15 protein-coding genes are annotated in these 18405 nt (G+C 66.6%); 3 read left to right on the forward strand and 12 right to left on the reverse strand.

What is annotated here, in order from left to right:
- The first annotated feature begins 33 nt into the window (after positions 1-33).
- A complete protein-coding gene (locus B5X78_RS02345; RefSeq protein ID WP_079722871.1) occupies positions 34-1083 on the forward strand; it encodes a GNAT family protein in 1050 nt (349 codons plus the stop codon).
- A 50-nt stretch (positions 1084-1133) separates the two neighbouring features.
- On the opposite strand, the gene B5X78_RS02350 is transcribed toward B5X78_RS02345, so the two are convergent.
- From B5X78_RS02350 to B5X78_RS02355, 3 genes are all read right to left on the reverse strand, one after another.
- Positions 1134-1565, reverse strand: a complete 432-nt coding sequence (locus B5X78_RS02350; protein ID WP_079722872.1) for a hypothetical protein — start codon at positions 1563-1565, stop codon at positions 1134-1136.
- Between the two features lie 13 nt (positions 1566-1578).
- Positions 1579-1722: a hypothetical protein gene (locus B5X78_RS18565; protein ID WP_176140757.1), complete on the reverse strand. Its 144-nt coding sequence runs from the start codon at positions 1720-1722 to the stop codon at positions 1579-1581.
- 111 nt (positions 1723-1833) lie between these two features.
- Positions 1834-3699 carry an NPCBM/NEW2 domain-containing protein gene (locus tag B5X78_RS02355; RefSeq protein ID WP_079722873.1) on the reverse strand — a complete coding sequence of 622 codons (1866 nt, stop codon included), beginning with the start codon at positions 3697-3699 and terminating at the stop codon, positions 1834-1836.
- Positions 3700-3881: 182 nt separating this feature from the next.
- On the opposite strand from B5X78_RS02355, the gene B5X78_RS02360 reads away from it, so the two are divergent.
- Positions 3882-5309 (forward strand): serine hydrolase domain-containing protein, encoded by a 1428-nt coding sequence (locus B5X78_RS02360; protein ID WP_079722874.1) that lies wholly within the window; start codon positions 3882-3884, stop codon positions 5307-5309.
- On the opposite strand, the gene B5X78_RS02365 is transcribed toward B5X78_RS02360, so the two are convergent.
- The gene (locus tag B5X78_RS02365; protein WP_079722875.1) at positions 5292-5906 is read right to left on the reverse strand and encodes a LysE/ArgO family amino acid transporter; all 615 of its coding nucleotides are present in this window, start codon (positions 5904-5906) and stop codon (positions 5292-5294) included. The two genes, B5X78_RS02360 and B5X78_RS02365, sit on opposite strands and share 18 nt — an antisense overlap.
- Positions 5907-6015: 109 nt before the next feature.
- Here B5X78_RS02365 and B5X78_RS02370 point away from each other — a divergent pair, with 109 nt between their 5' ends.
- Entirely contained in the window at positions 6016-6909 is an 894-nt protein-coding gene (locus tag B5X78_RS02370) for a LysR family transcriptional regulator ArgP (RefSeq protein ID WP_079722876.1), read from the forward strand.
- A 54-nt stretch (positions 6910-6963) separates the two neighbouring features.
- Here the strand turns inward: B5X78_RS02370 and B5X78_RS02375 are convergent, their stop codons facing one another.
- The 8 genes from B5X78_RS02375 to B5X78_RS02410 form a co-directional block, all read right to left on the reverse strand.
- Positions 6964-9120, reverse strand: a complete 2157-nt coding sequence (locus B5X78_RS02375; RefSeq protein WP_229731001.1) for a TonB-dependent siderophore receptor — start codon at positions 9118-9120, stop codon at positions 6964-6966.
- Positions 9121-9301: 181 nt separating this feature from the next.
- Positions 9302-10027: a response regulator transcription factor gene (locus B5X78_RS02380; RefSeq protein WP_079722877.1), complete on the reverse strand. Its 726-nt coding sequence runs from the start codon at positions 10025-10027 to the stop codon at positions 9302-9304.
- Positions 10020-12680: a sensor histidine kinase gene (locus B5X78_RS02385; RefSeq protein ID WP_079722878.1), complete on the reverse strand. Its 2661-nt coding sequence runs from the start codon at positions 12678-12680 to the stop codon at positions 10020-10022. Before B5X78_RS02385 ends, B5X78_RS02380 begins: the two co-directional genes overlap by 8 nt.
- 60 nt (positions 12681-12740) lie before the next feature.
- The gene (gene kdpC, locus B5X78_RS02390; protein WP_079722879.1) at positions 12741-13418 is read right to left on the reverse strand and encodes a potassium-transporting ATPase subunit KdpC; all 678 of its coding nucleotides are present in this window, start codon (positions 13416-13418) and stop codon (positions 12741-12743) included.
- Positions 13419-13428: 10 nt separating this feature from the next.
- Positions 13429-15492 (reverse strand): potassium-transporting ATPase subunit KdpB, encoded by a 2064-nt coding sequence (kdpB, locus tag B5X78_RS02395; RefSeq protein ID WP_079724392.1) that lies wholly within the window; start codon positions 15490-15492, stop codon positions 13429-13431.
- 10 nt (positions 15493-15502) lie between these two features.
- Positions 15503-17209 carry a potassium-transporting ATPase subunit KdpA gene (kdpA, locus tag B5X78_RS02400; protein WP_079722880.1) on the reverse strand — a complete coding sequence of 569 codons (1707 nt, stop codon included), beginning with the start codon at positions 17207-17209 and terminating at the stop codon, positions 15503-15505.
- Positions 17210-17432: 223 nt separating this feature from the next.
- Positions 17433-17618 (reverse strand): hypothetical protein, encoded by a 186-nt coding sequence (locus tag B5X78_RS02405; protein ID WP_079722881.1) that lies wholly within the window; start codon positions 17616-17618, stop codon positions 17433-17435.
- 90 nt (positions 17619-17708) lie between these two features.
- The gene (locus tag B5X78_RS02410; RefSeq protein ID WP_079722882.1) at positions 17709-18374 is read right to left on the reverse strand and encodes an HAD family hydrolase; all 666 of its coding nucleotides are present in this window, start codon (positions 18372-18374) and stop codon (positions 17709-17711) included.
- Positions 18375-18405 lie beyond the last annotated feature (31 nt).

The raw sequence follows: 18405 nt of genomic DNA on the forward strand, positions 1-18405 counted from the left end.
GCCCACTCGAACGCGACCTCGGACGCCACTGTCGTGAACACGCCGCCACCGACGCCGCAGTACCTGGTCCGCACAGGCGATCCCCTGCGCGATCGCGATACCGTGCTGTCGATCTGGTGGGGCAACCTGGGCCGCGAAGATCGCATCGCGGCCAAGTACGACTGGTTCTATCTGGCCGGCCCGCATGGCGCGCCGCTGCTGCAACTGCTGCAGGAAACCGGCAGCGGCCAGTACGTGGGCACGGCATGTGCGGGGCGTCGCCGCATGTGCCGCGGCGGACAATCGCTGCAGGCCGGCGTGCTGGTCGATCTGGCGGTGCTGCCTGAACATCGTTCGCTCGGCCCGGCGTTGATGCTGCAGCAGGGCCTGATTGAAGCGGCGGATCGCGAGATCGATGTGCTGTACGGCTTCCCGAATCCGAAGGCCGCGCCGGTGTTCAAACGCATCGGCTATACCCATCTGACCGATCTGGTCCGGCATGCGCGCGTGCTGCGGCATGCGGCTTATCTGAAGTCGCGCCTGCCGGGTGTGCTGGCGGCGATCGCCGGTCCGTTGGTCGATATGGCGTTTGCCACCCGCGACGGGTTGCGCCGCCTGCGCGGCCCGCGTCTGCGCGCGAGCTGGGGCACGGCCGCCGATGCGCGCATGGATGCCCTGTGGCAGTCGGCGCCGCGTGGCGATGCGGTGATGTCGGTACGCGACTGCAAACAGGCCAAGTGGCGCTTCGATGATTCGCCGCTGGCCAGCACGCGCTACCTGTGGCTGACCGCACCGGGCAGTGACGCGCTGGTGGCCTGGTTCGCGGTGCAGGTGGAAAACGCCGCGCTGCATGTGCGCGATTTCTGGTCGAAAGACGGCGGCAACGGCATGTCCCATGCCTGCCTGCTCGCCCTGCTCTCCGCCGCCCGCGCGGCGGGCCATGCCTCGGTGTCGGTGGAGATCACCGGACCCGAGCAACAACTGCGCGGCTGGCAGCAGGCCGGCTTCGTGCCGCGCAGCAAGCGGCCGATCTTCGTGCGCTGGAGTCGCGGGCAGACGCCGGACGCCAACTGGTTTTTCACTTCGGCGGACGAAGACGAGTAAGCTCGCCTCGCGCCTCCCAATCGCCGCACTCATCGTCCAACGTCTGCGCTTCACTTCCTCGCCGCCAACACCTGCTCAATCCGCTCGATTCGCTTGAGGCACTGGTCTGGCGCTATGCCGGAATCAGCCATGCACAAGCCGTTCAACTCCAGCGCCTTCACCTGGGGCGGCGAGAGCGTGCCAACGCTGGCCTGTTTGGCGAGTGCCTGCAGAAACATGTCGCGATCGTGGTAACCACCGCGCGTCACCATTTCTTCCTTCAAACGCGCGATGAAGGAAAAATCCTGGGCCGCGATCAGGTCGTCGATGCACGACGCCTGCGGCCGCGAATGCAGCGCGCCGAAAACGAAATGCAGCTGTTCCTGCCCGGGCAATCCAGCAAAATGCGCCTGCGCCGAACAGACCTGGGGATGCTTTTCCAGCGCGGCGAAATCCTCGGCATCGCCAGGATTCGAGCAAGCGCTCAGGGTTAGCAGCAGCACCAGCGATATGGGCCTAGTCTTCAAGCGGGCTTGCCGAGTCCAGTGCGTAGGCCACCACCACATCGACCGATGATGCTGCTTCCGGCCCGATGCCCGGCACCCTGCCGAGCCCATACACAATCAGCAACATCACAACGACGCCGGCAACGATACGCATGGTCGTCCCCCACACGGTGCCCAGCCGCTGGAATGCGTCGGGCCGACACCGAAGCTTGTGTCGGCCGAAGCATCGCGTCAAGCATGCCTGACGCGATTTACCAGGGCGGGCTTACCGCAGCTGCGCATCCGCCCACGCCACCACCGGCGCCAGGCGTCCTTTCTCGATGCCATCGGCAATTGCGACCAGTTCGATCACTTCGACATTGGCCACCTGCACGTTGATCTGCGCGGGCGCATCGCCGCGCACCATCGGCTTGCTGGCGAACAGCGGCTTGCCATCGCCGTACACCCAGAAGGTGACCTTCTCGCGCGCAAGGTTGCCGCTGTCATCCACGCCGACCACCGCGGTGAAGCGGGTGAAGTCCTTGCCGGCGCGCACTTCCAGGCGCGAGTTGGCGTGGATGCCCAGACCGTAGTCGTAACCGCGACCGCCGATGCTCAGGCGCTTGCCGTAAGGCGTGGCGTCGGCGCGCGGCGTGCCGGACACGTCGGCCGGCTTGGCGCTGTAGGTGGGCAGGCCATCGACCGCGACATGGATGCGGCCAGTGGCTTCGCTCAAACCAGTGGAATCGCCGGTCGCGGCGGCGCCGCTGACCTTCAACAGCACCGAGGCATGCGGCTCCAGGCTGAACTTGAGCGGGCCGTTGCTGGCCGGCAGATCCGCATGCGTCCACAGGTCGCGCACGTTGAACGACTTGCCCGCCCGCAGCTTCATCTGCGCCGGAGTGACGCTGGCTTCGGCGGCGGTGTCTCCACGATTGACCAGCAGCACCGCACGCTCGCCGCGCGCGGACAGCGGCTTGACCAGTACCTGCACAATGCCGTTGCTGGCCACCAGGTTGCCCTGGTTGCCGGCGGCGTCCTGGTTGATGGCGATCACTTCCGGATTGGACAGCAGCTTCACCAGCTCCGGTGAGGCATGGTTCAAGTCGAAGCCGATCAGCAGTGGCGCAGCCAGGATCGACCAGATCGAGAAATGGGTCTGCGCGTTGACCAGGTTCTTGTCATCGAACTCGCCCAGACCAATGGCCAGCATGTCCGGATCATTCCAGCGGCCCGGGCCGGCGTACAACTCGCGCCGCGCCGAGGTGTCGAAGTTGTGCAGCATGCTGGTCCAGGTCGGCGTGATGTCTTCGCTGGTGCGCCAGGTGTTGCCTTGGCGGCCACCCCAGTTGCCCACGCCGGCCTCGCCCCATGGGCAGATCGAGAACACGAAATCGCCATCGGGATTCAAGGCATCGAGCAGGCGCCCGGTGCGGGCGAACGCCGTCTCCACTTTCTCCGCATCCGAGGCCTCGTTGTCACCGCGCACGATCAGCGGGCGGCTCTGCTGGTACTCGTGATCGGCATCCTGTTCGGCCTTGCCGCCCGGGCCGAAGTCGGCCAGGCCGCAGGCATCGACCTTGACGTAGTCAAAGCCCCAGTCCTGGAACACGGTCTTCAAATCGGAGTATTCGAAACCCCACAGGCCAATCTCGCGCTCGGCGATGGTGCCCACCGGCAGGTTGGGACTCTTCGGGTCGTGCGCCTGCGAGCAGGCATTGCGGCCCACGTCGGTGTAGATGCCGGCCTTGAAGCCCATGCCGTGCAGGTGATCGGTCCAGGCCTTGAAGCTGGGATGACCGCTTTCGGTCTTCGCCATCGGGAACATGGAGGTGCGGATTTCGATGCCGCCATCGGCGCGGCGATTGAGCCACCAGCCGTCGTCGATGTTGATGTAGCGATAGCCGGCTGCCTGCAGGCCGTTGTTCTTGATGGTCTCGGCCACCGACAGGATCTTGTCCTGGGTCACCTCGGTGCGGAAGGCGTTCCACGGATTCCAGCCCATCGGCGGCGTGGCGGCGGCGCCATGGCCGTACACGCTGAAGCGCGCCGACGGCTGCAGCTCTTCGCGCACCTCGGCGGCGCCGCACACGGACACCGCCATCAACAACGCGGTCGCCAGCAGGGCTTTCTTCATCGGAACCTTCTTCATCAACGCGTATCCCCGGAACAGTGGACCCGAACCATGCCATTCAAAGCGAAACTCGGCAATGCGTATGCGTTAACGGAATAGGTTTTCCGGATGGGGGAATATCCCCCGATGCAGTGGAAGTAGGCCGCGACGGTTCGCTTCTCCCGTGCATCTACCCATCAAACCCTGCGTGAGACCTGTCCATGCGCCGTCTGTTCGCCTTGCTGCTTTGCCTGTGCCTGTGCCCCACGCTGCTGGCGCAATCCACGCCCGCCGCACCTGTCGCGCAGACCGCCGCTGCGGTGAATGCGCAGCAGGCGCTGGATGACTGGCTGGCGGCGTTCAACAGCCAGGATCGCGCGCAGTTGCAGGCCTTCAGCCAGCGCTACCAGCACCCGATGGATATCGACGACCAGTTGTCGTTTGCCGACAGTGTCGGCGGCTTCGAACTGATCCGGCGCGAGCCGGCCACTGCCGACAGTGCCAGTGCCCTGCTGCGCGAGAAGGATTCCGAACAGTACGCGCGCGTGCAGGTGACGCTCGCTGCGGGCAAGCCGCTGGCGGTGGATCTGCGTGGCGCGCCCACGCCGAAGGAATTGTGGGCGAAGCGGATGGATCAGGCAGGCGCGCTCGCCGCCGTGGCGGCGCGTACGGATGCCGCCGCGCAACAGGACAAGTTCTCCGGCGTGCTGCTGATTGCGCAAGGCGACGAGGTCTTGCTGCAGCGCGCCTGGGGCCAGGCCGATCGCGCCCACAAGATCCCCAACACGCTGGACTCGCGCTTCCGCCTGGGCTCGATGAACAAGATGATCACCTCGGTGGCGACCTTGCAGCTGGTGCAGGCCGGCAAGCTGTCGCTTGACGGCACCATCGGCGACTACCTCAAGGACTATCCCAACGCCGACGTGCGCAAGGTGACCGTGCGCCAGCTGCTCTCGCATCGTGGCGGCACCGGCGACATCTTCGGGCCGGAGTTCGAGCGCGAGCACGAACGCCTGCGTACGCATGCTGACTACATCACGCTTTACGGCACGCGCGGCCTGACTCATGCGCCCGATGCCGAGCGGCGTTATTCCAACTATGGCTTCGTATTGCTGGGCGCGATCATCGAAGCCGTCTCCGGACAGTCGTACTACGACTACGTCGATGCGCATGTCTACGCGCCTGCCGGCATGCGCGACAGCGGTTCCTTGCCGGAAAGCCAGGAGGTTGCGCGGCGCGTGCGTCCGTATCAGCGCGAGCGCGGTCACTGGGTCGATGCTGCGGCCACCCTGCCTTGGCGCGGCATGGCCGCCGGCGGCGGCTACAGCACCGCCGGCGATTTGCTGCGCTTCGCCCGCGCCCTGCAGGCCGGCACGCTGGTGGATCCCAAGCTGCTCGCCGAAGCCACCCAGCCGGCTGATGGCTGCTATGGCTACGGTTTCGCCGCAGGTGAAGTCGATGGTGTGGCGTGGTACGGCCACGGCGGCGGCGCACCCGGCATGAATGCCGACTTCCGCGTGTTCCCCGGCTTGAATCGCGTGGTGATCGCGCTGTCCAACTTCGACCCCGAAGCGGCCGAGCGCGTGGCCGCGTACTACCGGGCGCGGATGCCGCTGACCAATGCCGCGCCGTCAGATCGGGCGCAGTAACAGCAGCAGCGCCAGCGTCAGCATGAAGACCGCCACGAAGCCGTCCAGCACGCGCCACGCGCGCGGATTGCGGAACAGCGGCAGCAGCAGCCGCGAACCGAAGCCCAGCGTGGTGAACCAGACCACGCTGGCCAGGCAGGCGCCGATGGCGAAGACCCATTGCGCGCCGCCGGCATAGCCGGTGGACAGGCTGCCCAGCAGGATCATCGTGTCCAGGTAGACGTGCGGATTGAGGAAGGTAAAGGCCAGGCAGGCCAGCAACACGCGCTGCCAGGTCTTTTCCGCACTCGCTGAAGGATCCAGCCCGCTGGAGCCTTTCCAGCAGCGCTGCGCCGCCATCAGCCCATACACGGCCAGGAAGGTGGCGCCGCCGAAACGCAGTGCCTGCAGCAGCGGCGGCCATTCGCGCACCAGCGCGCCGATGCCGGCCACGCCGGACAGAATCAGCAGGATGTCGCCCAGCGCGCAGGTGACGACGACCAGGCCCACCTTCTGCTGCAACAGGCCCTGCCGCAGCACGAAGGCATTCTGGGAACCGATGGCGATGATCAGGCCGGCGCTGGCAAGGAAGCCGGCAAGCAAGGGAGTGAAGTACATGGACGCAAAGCCGAAAACGAAAACCGGCGGCAAGGATGGCGCCGCTGCCCTCCTGCGTCCAACTAAAGATTCTGAACTATCCTAAGCATTGCTAATCAGGACGCCGCCCATGGAACTCCTGCATCCCCAGCTCTCCGCCCTGGCCGCCGTGCTGGAAGAAGGCAGCTTCGAGGCCGCCGCGCAGCGCCTGTCGGTGACGCCCTCGGCCATCTCGCAACGGGTCAAGGCGCTGGAAGATCGCCTGGGCCAGGTGCTGGTGGTGCGTACCCTGCCCTGCAAACCCACCCAGGCCGGCGAGCGCCTGCTGCGACGCCTGCGCCCGATGCAGGCGCTGGAACGCGAGGCAATGGCCGATTTCCTGCCCAGTGGTGCAGGCGCGGCGCGCTCGGTGCCGATTGCGGTCAACGACGACTCCCTGCAGACCTGGTTCCTGCCCGCGCTGGCGGCGCTGCATCACGCGCACGGCCACCTGTTCGACGTGCGCGTGGACGATCAGGACCACACGCTGAAGATGTTGCGCGACGGCTCGGTGCTGGGCGCGGTCACCGCCGAGGCGAAACCGATCCAGGGCTGCAACGTCCATCCACTGGGTGCGATGCGCTACCACGCCATTGCCGCACCCACGTTCGCGGCGCGTCACCTGCCGGGTGTGCTGCGCGCCGAAACCCTGGCCAAGGCGCCGGTGATCATCTTCAACCGCAAGGATGAGCTGCAGTGGCGCTTCATGCGCACCATCACCCGCGCCCGCCTCGCCCCGCCGGTGCACTATGTGCCCACGTCCACCGGCTTCGTCGATGCGGCGGCGCTGGGACTGGGCTGGTGCCTGGCGCCGGAGCTGCTGATCAAGCCGGCCGTCGATGCCGGACGCATCGTGATCGTCGACAGGAAGCGCTCGCTCGATGTGCCGCTGTACTGGCAGAGCGTGGCGGTGCGCTCGGACACCATGGAGCAGGTCGGCAAGGCCTTGCGCGCTGCGACGGCCAAGCTGTTGCGCCAGCCTTGAACAGGAAACCCCGGCCAGGCCGGGGCTTCCTTTGCTCGCAGCAGATCGATCTGCTTACCAATCGATACGCAGATCCAGCGATCCATTGCGCGCTTCGCCCAGCATGTCCAGGTTCCAGTACTTGCGATTGAACAGGTTGTTGACGTTGCCGGTCAGCGTGGCCGTGCGGCCGCCAATCGTGGTGCGGTACTGGAAGCCCAGGTCCGCCACGGTGCGGCCGGGAATCAGCACGCGGTTGGCGTCTTCGTAGTACTGATCACCGGAGTAGCGCACGTTGCCGTGCAGGCTGAAGCCGCGCAGCGCCGCCGGGCGGTACTCGAAGTTGGCCACGTACTGCCGGCGCGAGGAACCGGCCGGTCGGTTGCCCTGCAGCGCGGCGTTTTCCGGCGACAGTTCTTCCAGGCTCGGGTCCATCCACAAGCCGCCCAGGCCAACGTCCAGCGTATCGGTCACGCCGTAGCTGGCGATCGCTTCAAAGCCGCGATACAGGGTCAGGCCGTCCTGCGCCAGCCAGCGCTCTTCGCCGCGCCACTGATCAATCTGCGCCGCGCGCTCGACCCGGAACGCCGCGGTGGTGAAGCCAAAGCGGCCGGTCTGGTACTTGGCGCCAATCTCGTACTGCTTGCTGATGGTGGCATCCAGCACATCGCCAGCATTGGCGTACGGCGGCTCGCTGTCGAAGCCGACGCGGCCGGCCGATTCCAGCGACTCCACGTAGCTGGCGTAGATCGACACCTGATCCACCGGCTTGTAGATCACCGCCACGGTGGGCGTGAGGGCGGAGGTGGCGTAGCGCGAATCCACGTCCGGATTGCCGTCGCGATCACGCTGCTCGTAATCCATGTAGCGCGCGCCGAGGATGGCCTGCCACTGCTCGCCGAAATGGATGGTGTCGCTGGCGAACACCGCCTGCTGGCGCTCGTCATAGCTGAAAGGCGCCCAGCTGAAATCCGGCACGTGGAAGGACAGGAAATCCTGGCGCTGGTAGAGGTTGCCGCTGAAATCCTCGCTCCAGTACCAGTCATTGCCCCAGCGCTCCCAGGTACGCAGCGCCGAGACGCCGAATACCAGGTCGTGGCGGATGCCGCCCGTCTCCACATGGCCGGTAACCAGCGCTTGGGCCACGCTGTTGCGCAGATCGCCGGCGAAGTTGTAGACGCTGCCGGTGTAGTCGCCGCCCTCGTTGAGCAGGTTGCCGAACATCTTGTTGGAGTAGTGCTCGCGCTGGCTGGCGCCGACGGTGAAGTCGACGTTCCAGTTTTCGCTGATGCGCCATTCCAGGCCGGTGGTGGCATTGGTGGTCACCGCCTTGTAGTAGGAATTGCGCACGCGCACGTTGTCGTAATCGTAGCTGGGCGTGGGCAGCCGATCGCCTTCGTAGGAATCCCAGTAGAAGTAGATCGGCTCGTGCTTGAGGGTGTTGTCCTCGCGCAGCACTTCGGCGTGCCACAGCAGGTTGTCGCCGATCGGCTGCTCCACCGCCAGCGCGATCAGCGTGCGATCGATGCCGGCGCCGTTGTAGGCGTCGCCGCCTTCCTTCACCGCGTTGACACGCAGGCCCAGCGAGTCCGGACCGTCGATGCGATCGCTGGCATCCACCTGCATCGAGAACGCGCTGTCATTGCGCCAGCCCAGCGTGGTGCTGAGCAGCGCATCGGCGGTCGGGCGCTTGGTGCGGTAACTGATGATGCCGCCCGGCGAACCGAAGCCGTACATGAAACCGCCCAGGCCCTTGAGCGCCTGCACCGATTCCACCGCTTCCAGCGGATATTCGCCGCCCCACTCCATCAACATCGGCACGCCATCCACGTAGTGATTGGTCACGCCGATGCCGCGGATCTGCGTGCCCCACCAGGCGGTGGTGGCGGAAGGTTCGGCGGCGTACACCGACGGATCATTGATGAAGACCTGGCCCAGCGTGGTGGCGCCGCGCTTTTCGATGTCTTCCTGCTCCACCACCGTCACCGAGAACGGCGTGTCGAGCAGCCGCTTGGTGCCCAGCGCGCCGGAGCTGGCATCCAGATTGAGGTTCAGGCCCAGCCGCTCGCCCTTGACCTGGACCGCGTCCAGTTCGGTGGCGTCGCTGCGGGGAGCGGATTCGTCGGCGGGAGTGGAGGCGTCCTGCGCCTGTGCAGTGAGGCAGGCACCCAACAAACCGACATAGAGAAGCGAATGGCGCGGCAAGCGCGCACGCAAAAGGAGAGCAGACAAGGATTTAGCCCTGAGAAATGAAGCTCAGAAGAGGGACAGGGCGGCGGCAACCTGCCAGCTGAATAGGTATCCCGATATATGTTAGATGCGAACGGCTCGCATCGGCAAGCCGAAATGACAGGCTCTGCCGGGTTCCCGGGCGGGTCGAGGGCGACTCACCTAGCCGCCAGGGCCGGCCCGGTCAGGTCGGTTCGCGGCTGGCCTCGGACAAGGCGACCAGCTTCAGCCCCACGCCCGGCTCGGTGACGATGTAGCGCGGCGAGACCGCGTCGTCGCCCATCTTCTGCCGCAGCTTGGCCACCAGGATGCGGATGTAGTGGGTGTCGTGCTCATGCGTCACGCCCCACACCTCGCGCAGGATCTGCGGTTGGGTGACGATGCGGCCGGGGTTGCGCGCCAGCAGTTGCAGCAAGGCGTATTCCTTGCGCGTGAGCGTGATCAGCTCGCCGTCCACCCGCACCTCGCGCTTGCCGATGTCGATGTGCAGCTGGCCGTTGTCGAACACCTGGCTCTCGCCGTCGCCACGCGTGCGCGCGCGCAGCAACGAGCGGATGCGCGCCATCAGTTCTTCGGTGCCGAAGGGCTTGGTCACGTAGTCGTTGGCGCCGGCATCCAGCGCAGCGACTTTCTCGGCTTCGCCCGAGCGCACGGTCAGCATGATCACCGGCACCGATGACCAGCCACGCAGCTCACGCAGCACCGCGTGGCCGTCCATGTCGGGCAGGCCGATATCCAGCACCACCAGATCCGGCGCGTGCAAGGCGATCTGCTCCAGGCCTTCGCGTCCGCTGCCCGCCTGATCCACCTGGTAGCCCTGCGCGCGCAGGCTGATGTCGAGGAAGCGCCGGATCTGCGGCTCATCATCGATGACGGTGATGCGGATTGGCGTGGAGGTGGCGTCAGTCATGCGCGGCGGGGCTGGCTCGGTCCGGTTCAAGCAGGGGCAGGGAAATCCGGATCATCGTGCCCTGTCCGCCGGCACCCGGAAACGCTTCGACACTGCCTCCATGCGCGCCAATCATACCCTGCGCAATGGTCAGGCCCAGGCCGGTTCCCTGCCTGCCGCGATCACCGCGTTCGACGCTGTAGAACATGTCGAAGATGCGGCTGCGCTCGTCGGCGGGAATGCCCGGCCCGCGATCGCGCACGTCGATCTGCAACTGCCGCTCGCGCAGGCGCACGCTGACGTCGATGGCTTCATCGGGTGGCGAGAACTTCGCGGCGTTTTCCAGGATGTTGAACAAGGCCTGCTCGACCAGCGCAGGGTGCACCCAGATCGCCGGCAGCTCCGGCTGCAGATCGACGTTGAGCTTGACCTGCGGTTGATAGCGGCGCAGGCGTCCGGTGGCCGAGCCGATCAGCTCATCCACGCCAATCCAATCGCGATTCAGGCGCAGGCCGTCGTGGCCCAGCCGGGTCATGTCCAGCAGATTCTGGATGTAGCGATCGAGCCGGCTGCCCTCCATCAGGATCGTATCGAGCAGGTTCTTCCGGTCCTCCGCACTCATCGCCTCGGCGTAGCTGGCCAGGCTGCTGGCCGAACCCACCATCGCCGCCAGCGGCGAGCGCAGGTCATGCGAGACCGACGACAGCAGCGCCGAACGTAGGCGCTCGGTTTCATTGCCCACCCGCGCCTGCTCCAGGTCCGCGACCAGCCGCGTGCGCAGCACCGCCTGCGCGATGTCATCGCTCATCGCCTCGGCCAGGCGCCGCTGCTCGAAACCCAGGCGTCGCGCGTCTTCGGGCCAGCGTACTCCCACCACCCCGATGACGCCCTGATCGCCCTGCATCGGCAGGAACCACCACGCCGCACCGGCGAGCGTATCGGTGAAGCGGCCGGCGGCTTGTCCATGGGTCAGCACCCAATCCAACGCGCCCTGATCGGTCGCCTTCAAACCCGCGCTGGCCGACACCGACGTGGTCTGCCCGACCTGCAGCCAGATCGCCGCATCCAGCGTGCGTTCCAGCGCCAGCCGACCGGCCTGCAGCACCTGGCCCAGATCGGCGGCGGTGCTCAGGCGCTGTCCCAGCCCTTGCAGCACGGTGGCGTGCGCATTGGCCGCGCGCAGCGCCAGCACCTGCATGCGCAACTTGGAGGCAAGCCGCCCTGCCACCAGCGCCGCCAGCAGGAACAGCACCACCGTGGCCACGCCGCGATGGGCGCTGATGTGGAAGGTGAAGCGTGGCTCGATGAAGAAGAAGTTGTAGCTGGCAAAACACAGCACCGCCGTCACCACCGCGCCGGCCATGCGGGTGCGGGTGGCCACCAGCACCACCGCCACGATGAACACCATCGACAGATCGTCCAGCCCCAGCCAGCGCCGGGCCAGCCAGGCGGCGACGATGGCGCCCGCGGTGGCCAGCACCGCCAGCGCGACATCGTGAGTGCGCAACCAGCGCCCGCCATCGCGGCCCCAGCGGCGCGAACGCGCACGCACCTCGGGCGAACTGATGATCACCAGTTCCAGGTGCGCGCCCCGTTGCAGCAGTTGCTGGGTCAGGGTGCGATTGATCATCCGCGCAAACGGACGCTCGCGCGTGCGCCCCAGCACCAGCGTGGAAGCGCCGTCACGCTCGGCATGATCCAGCAGCGCATCCGCGATGGGCGCGCCGCGCAGTACCTCGGTATCCGCGCCCAGGCTGCGTGCCAGCGCGAACGCGCGGTCCAGCTCCGCCTGCCTCGCCGGTTCCAGCGCCGCGCCCGGCTGCACGGTCACCACGCTCCACGGCGCATCGCGGCGCTCGGCAATCCGCCGCCCGGCGCGCACCAGATACTCGGAGCTGCCCAGCCCATCGATAGCGATCAGCACGCGCCGGCGCAGGGCCAGGCCCGGCAGCCCGCGTGCCACCTGCGACTCGCGCAGATCCTCTTCCACCCGATCCGCCGCCGTCTGCATGGCCAGCTCACGCAGCGCGGTCAGGTTGGACGGCGAGAAGAACGCCTGCAGCGCGTGTGCGGCCTGATCCGGCAGATAGACCTTGCCCTGGTTGAGGCGTTCGATGAGTTCGCGCGGCGGCAGATCCACCAGGCGGATATCGCGCAGGCGATCGAACACCGCATCGGGCACGGTTTCGCTCACGCGCACGCCGGTGATGCGATGGACCACGTCGTTCAAGCTTTCCAGGTGCTGGATATTGACCGTGGTGTAAACGTCGATGCCGGCGTCGAGCAGATCCATCACGTCCTGCCAGCGCCGCTCGTGCCGGCTGCCCGGCACATTGCGATGCGCCAGTTCATCCACCAGCGCAATCTGCGGACGCCGTGCCAGCACGGCATCCACGTCCATCTCTTCCAGCACCTTGCCCTGGTAAGCGATGCGCTTGCGCGGTATCAGCGCCAGCCCGTCCAGCAGCGCTGCGGTCTCGCTGCGCCCGTGCGTCTCGACGATGCCGACCACCGTATCGACGCCCTGCCGTTGCAGCTCGCGCGCCCGCGACAGCATGGCGTAGGTCTTGCCCACGCCCGGCGCCGCACCCAGGAACACCGTCAGATGCCCGGCGCCCTGGCGACGCAGTTCACCGGCCAGCGCATCGGCCTTGGCATTGCGGTCGTCGTTCACGGCAGGGTCCTGGCGTCGGGCTGGCAAAGTGTACGGCGAAGGCCGCGAGTCGCCGGCATGTCAGCGCCGCGATGCGTCGTCGGCCGGGGCCGCGGGATGTGCGGCAACCACTCCCTCTGCGCCCGTGTCCGCCGCATCCAGCGCCAGGTTCAAGCTCAGCACGTTGACCCGCGCCGCGCCCAACACACCCCACTGCGGCGCCTGCGTGTGCGCGGCGACCAGCGCCTGCACCTGCGCCACAGGCATGCCGCGCGCCTTGGCGACCCGGGCAATCTGGATCGCGGCGGCCTGCGGGCTGACATGCGGATCGATCGCGCCGCCCGACTGGGTGACCAGATCGCTCGGCACCGCCGCAGGATCCACGCCCTCGCGCTGTGCCACTTCGGCACGCGCCGCTTCCACCCGCTGGCGCATGTCCGGGTTGGTCCGCGCCTGGTTGCTGCCGGCCAGCGCCATCAGATCGTAATTGGCGGCGGAGGGTCGCGGGAAAAAGTAGCGGGGATCGGCAAACGGCTGCGCCGCCAGCGACGAACCCACCACCTTGCCATCGCGCTCCAGCAGGCTGCCGGTTGCGGTGTCGGCAAACAGGGCGCGACCCACGCCCGCGCCCACCAGCGAATACGCCAGGCCGAACACCAGCAGCGACACCAGCGACAACCCGAGCGAGGCGCGCAGCAGGCCGCCCGATGCGCGCGCCGCTTGCGGCGGATCTTCCAGCAACAGAATCGAATGGTTCATGGGATAGCCCTCAGGGTCCGAACATGCCGGCCAGCAGCATGTCGATGAGTTTGATCGCGGGGAACGGCAACAACACACCGCCCACGCCGTAGATGAGTACATTGCGACGCAGCAGCGCGGTCGCGCCGCTGGGGCGGAACCGCACGCCGCGCAGCGCCAGGGGAATCAGCAGCGGGATGATGATGGCGTTGAAGATCAGCGCCGCCAGCACCGCATTGCCGGGGCTGGACAACTGCATCACGTTCAACGCCGCCATCGACGGCAGCGTGGCGAACATCGCCGGCAGGATCGCGAAGTACTTGGACACATCATTGGCCAGCGAGAACGTGGTCAGCGCGCCGCGGGTGATCAGCTGCTGCTTGCCCACTTCCACCACCGCCAGCAACTTGGCCGGGTCCGAATCCAGATCCACCATGTTGCCGGCCTCCTTGGCGGCCTGGGTGCCCGAGTTCATCGCCAGCCCCACATCGGCCTGCGCCAGCGCGGGCGCATCGTTGGTGCCATCGCCCACCATCGCCACCAGCCGGCCGCCGGCCTGCTCCTGGCGGATGCGCGCCAGCTTGTCTTCCGGGCGGGCTTCGGCGATGTAATCGTCCACGCCGGCTTCGGCGGCGATGGCGGCGGCGGTGAGCGGGTTGTCGCCGGTGATCATCACAGTCTTGATGCCCATCACCCGCAGCTGCGCGAACTTCTCCTTGATGCCGTGCTTGACCACGTCGGACAGTTCAATCACGCCGAGCAGATGGCGGCCGTCGGCCACCACCAGCGGGGTGGCGCCGTTGCGCGCCACCTGCTCCACGCGCGCGGTGAGCTCAGGCGAGGCCAGCCCGCCCAACGCGGCCACATGCTGCACGATGGCATCCATCGCACCCTTGCGGATCACGCGCCCGCCCTGCCCCTGCGCCGGCAGGTCCACGCCGGACATGCGCGTGTGCGCACTGAAGGCGACGAAGTGCGCGTCGGCCGGTTCCTCGAGGGCCACGCCCGGCGAGCGCGCCAAGGCGACAATCGACTTGCCTTCCGGGGTCGGGTCGGCCAACGACGCCAGCAACGCCGCCTCGCGCAGCTGCGCAAGATCCACGCCGGCCAGCGGATGGAACGCCGTGGCCTGGCGATCGCCATGGGTGATGGTGCCGGTCTTGTCCAGCAGCAACACATCCACGTCACCGGGCACTTCCACCGCCTTGCCCGACTTGGCCAGCACGTTGGCCGACAACGCGCGGTTCATGCCGGCAATGCCGATGGCCGGCAGCAGGCCACCGATGGTGGTGGGGATCAGGCACACCAGCAACGCCACCAGCAGCAGCGGATTCAAGTTCAGGCCGACGAAGCCGGCGATGGCAGGCAGGGTGATCACCACGATCAGGAAGGTCAGCGTCATCGTCACCAGCAACAGCCCCAGCGCGATTTCGTTGGGCGTCTTCTGCCGGTTGGCGCCTTCCACCAGCGCGATCATCCGGTCCAGGAAGCTGTGCCCCGGCTCGGCGGTGATGCGCACGATGATTTCATCGGACAGCACCTTGGTGCCGCCAATCACGCCGGAGCGATCCGTGCCGGCTTCGCGCAACACCGGCGCGGACTCGCCGGTCACCGCCGACTCGTTGATGGTGGCCAGGCCTTTGACGATTTCGCCGTCGGCGGGAATGATCTCGCCCGCCGATATGACCACGAGATCATCGGGCCTGAGTTCCGTGGCCGGCACCACTGTTGCGGCCGCACCGTTCAATGCCGTGGTCACCCGGCGCGCCACCAAATCCTTGCGCGCACGCCGCAGCGATGCCGCCTGGCCGCGACCGCGCGCCTCGGCCACCGCCTCGGCGAAATTGGCGAACAGCACGGTGACAAACAACAGCGCGGTGATGGCCGCGCCCTGCCCCGGCGCGGCCTTGCCGAAGAGCGTCAATGCGGCCGTGAGCAACGTACCCAGCCACACCACCGCCATCACCGGATTGCGGAACGCGTGGCGCGGGCTCAACTTGGTGAAGGCGCCCACTACCGCGGCGCGGAAGCCGGCGCCATCCAGCAGCGCGGGCTTGCCGCCCGGCTTGCCGGCGGAAAAAGTTGTATCGGTCATGATGATTTCCTCAGAGCGCTTGCAGCGCCAGGTGATCGGCAATCGGGCCCAGGACCAGCACCGGCATGAACTGCAGCAGGGTCAGGATGACCACCACCGCGATCAAGGTCAGCGCGAAGGTCGGCGTTTCCACCTGCAGGGTGCCGGGGCTTTCCGGCGCCACGCGTTTGCGCGCCAACATCGCGGCGATGACCATCGGCAGGATGAGCGCCGGATAGCGACCCAAGGCCAGCACCACGCTGCAGGTGAGGTTCCACCAATACGTGGCATCGCCCAGGCCTTCAAAGCCCGAACCGTTGTTGGCGAAGGCCGAGGTGAACTCGTAGAACACCTGGCTGATGCCATGGAACGACGGATTGGAATTGCCGGTGAGCGACGGAAACGCCAGCGTGATCGCGGTCAGCCCCAGCAACACCAGCGGCTGCAGCAGCACCAGCACCGCCAGCAACTTCACTTCCGGTGCTTCGATCTTGCGGCCGAACAATTCCGGCGTTCGCCCTGTCATCAGGCCGGCCAGGAACACGCTGAGCAGCAGATAGACGATGAACTGCTGCAGGCCGCAGCCCACCCCGCCCCACACCGCGTTGATCAGCATGTTGCTCAACGCCACCAGGCCGGTCAGCGGCGCGGCAGAGTCGAGCATCATGTTGACCGAGCCGTTGTTGACCGCCGTGGTGGTGGCGGCCCACACGCCCGAGGCATCGGCGCCGATGCGCACTTCCTTGCCTTCCATCAACGCGATGTCGTGCGACGCCGCAGAGTGCGCTTCTGCCCACACCGCCACGCCCGCCGAGACCAGATACATCGACAGCATCGTGCCCACCACCAGCGCCGCGAATTTCCTGCGGCCGGTAAAGCTGCCCACCATGAAAGCCACGGCGACCGGAATCACCAGGATTGCCAGTACCTCCAGGAAGTTGCTCAACGGCGTGGGATTTTCCAGCGGCACGGCGCTGTTGGGGCCATACCAGCCGCCGCCATTGCTGCCCAGCTGCTTGGCCGCCACCATCGGCGCGACCGGGCCGAGCGGAATCTTCTGTTCGCTCATCCCCGCCGAAGCATCGATGGGCGTGGCCACCGGGCCACCGTCCAAGGTGGCGGGAACACCTTGCCAGGTAAGCACCAGTGACCACGCCAGACACAGCGGCAGCATCACCCGGACGCTCGGGCGAATCACGTCAGCCCAGTAGTTGCCCAGATCGATTTCGGTCCTGCCACCCGCGGCGAGTTCCCGCTGTGGCCTGCGGCCACCAAACAGGCCACGCAGCGTCGCCACCACCAAGGCCAGGCCCATCATCGGCGTGACCACCTGCAGGCCGACGATACCGGTCATCTGCGACAGATAGGACAGCTGCGCCTGACCCGAGTAATGCTGCTGGTTGGTATTGGTCAGGAACGAAACCATGGTGTGCAGCGCCAGATCCCAGCGCATGTTGGGCGCGTCGTTGGGATTGAGCGGCAGCCAGGCCTGGACCATGAAGATCACCCAGGTGATCAGCCCCAACACCAGATTGCTCAACAGGAATGCCAGCGCATAGGTTTTCCAGCCCATGCCCTGCGCGGGATTGACGCCCAGCAACCGATACAGCGGCCGCTCGATCCAGCCGAACGCGCGATCACCACGCATGGGTGCACCGCGCATCACCGCAGCCAGATAGCGGCCCAAGGGCCAGCCCAGCGCAAGGGCCAGCGCCAGCAGCAGGAAAAATTCAATCATGGCGCCGCCCCTCCACGACAAGCGTGGCGGCAGTGCCGGTCAGCAGGGGCTTGCGCGCGACAAGCCCCGAGGTGCGGGAGAGGACGGACATACAGTGAGTGGTCTCGATGCAGAGGCTGGTTCAGCCACTCGACTATTGTTTTTCCGGCCCCCGTAAAGTTGCCATTCGCGAACGCGGCGCGCGCGTAAAGTCAGCGTAAATTCTTGCGTGTGTGGACGGTAATCAGATCTGCGCGGGATGATGGCGCGGCTGGCCTTCGCCCGCACCCGGCTCCACTTCCGGATCATTCACCTCATCGGTGGTGCGCTTGCCACGTTGCTCGCCCGGCGCGGCCGGGCCATCGGGTCGGCGATGCTTCTCGAAATCGGTGGGGCCATCGACCGGCGTACTGGGATCTTTCTGGGTCATGTGGGTTGCTCCGGGGAACGGACGGAGCATCAGTCTGGACCGCATGGCCACCCTGTCGGTGTGAAGGGCCAATGCGCGCGCAAGCAGGCGCTAGCGCCAGGCCAGCACCGTGGCTGGCTTGCCCAATGCCTGTTCGATGCGCGCCAGGCACTCGGGCGTGGGACTGATCAGATACATCTGCGTGGACAGCGCCAGCACCGGCAGATCCACGCGATGGTCCGTGTACGCGATCGCCCACGGCGGCGCGAAGCCACGCGCGGTCAACATGGGAATCTTGTTGGACCCGAAGCAATGCTGATCACGCGCCAACCCTCCCAGGAACGGACGCAAGGTGGATGCCACCAACGGAATATGCGCCAGCCCCGCCTGATCCAGCAGCGCCCGCGCCAATGGCTCCAATGATCCGGTGGCCACGACCACGCGGTGTCTCTCGTCCAGGTGCGAAGCCAACCGCTCCAGCGCCAGTGGCAGGAACACCGAGTCGGCTCCCGTCGGCAACGAGCGGATATGTTCTTCCACCAGTGCCGCCAGATCATCGGGGCGCCGACCCAAGGTCGCCACCCACACGGCAAAGCGGATGGGCCACTTCCTGCTGGTCTTGAACAGGAACATCGGCGCCAACACGGGAAGCGCGATCATCACCGCGCCGAATCGCCAGGGATCGCGCTTGAGCAACCAGCGGAAGAAACGGTCTGCGGTGTCCCAACGGGTCAGGGTGAGATCGAAATCGAATACCACGACGGGGGCTTGCTGCATTCGTACTCTCGCAACCAGGAGCCAGATTCAA

The sequence above is a fragment of the Pseudoxanthomonas indica genome (assembly GCF_900167565.1).
Lineage (GTDB): Bacteria > Pseudomonadota > Gammaproteobacteria > Xanthomonadales > Xanthomonadaceae > Pseudoxanthomonas_A > Pseudoxanthomonas_A indica.

Coding starts and splice junctions, on each gene's coding strand:
- B5X78_RS18565 (WP_176140757.1), bottom strand. CDS start 1,722: ATGCGTATCGTTGCCGGCGTCGTTGTGATGTTGCTGATTGTGTATGGG.
- B5X78_RS02355 (WP_079722873.1), bottom strand. CDS start 3,699: ATGAAGAAGGTTCCGATGAAGAAAGCCCTGCTGGCGACCGCGTTGTTG.
- B5X78_RS02360 (WP_079722874.1), top strand. CDS start 3,882: ATGCGCCGTCTGTTCGCCTTGCTGCTTTGCCTGTGCCTGTGCCCCACG.
- B5X78_RS02365 (WP_079722875.1), bottom strand. CDS start 5,906: ATGTACTTCACTCCCTTGCTTGCCGGCTTCCTTGCCAGCGCCGGCCTG.
- B5X78_RS02370 (WP_079722876.1), top strand. CDS start 6,016: ATGGAACTCCTGCATCCCCAGCTCTCCGCCCTGGCCGCCGTGCTGGAA.
- B5X78_RS02380 (WP_079722877.1), bottom strand. CDS start 10,027: ATGACTGACGCCACCTCCACGCCAATCCGCATCACCGTCATCGATGAT.
- kdpC (WP_079722879.1), bottom strand. CDS start 13,418: ATGAACCATTCGATTCTGTTGCTGGAAGATCCGCCGCAAGCGGCGCGC.
- kdpB (WP_079724392.1), bottom strand. CDS start 15,492: ATGACCGATACAACTTTTTCCGCCGGCAAGCCGGGCGGCAAGCCCGCG.
- kdpA (WP_079722880.1), bottom strand. CDS start 17,209: ATGATTGAATTTTTCCTGCTGCTGGCGCTGGCCCTTGCGCTGGGCTGG.
- B5X78_RS02405 (WP_079722881.1), bottom strand. CDS start 17,618: ATGACCCAGAAAGATCCCAGTACGCCGGTCGATGGCCCCACCGATTTC.
- B5X78_RS02410 (WP_079722882.1), bottom strand. CDS start 18,374: ATGCAGCAAGCCCCCGTCGTGGTATTCGATTTCGATCTCACCCTGACC.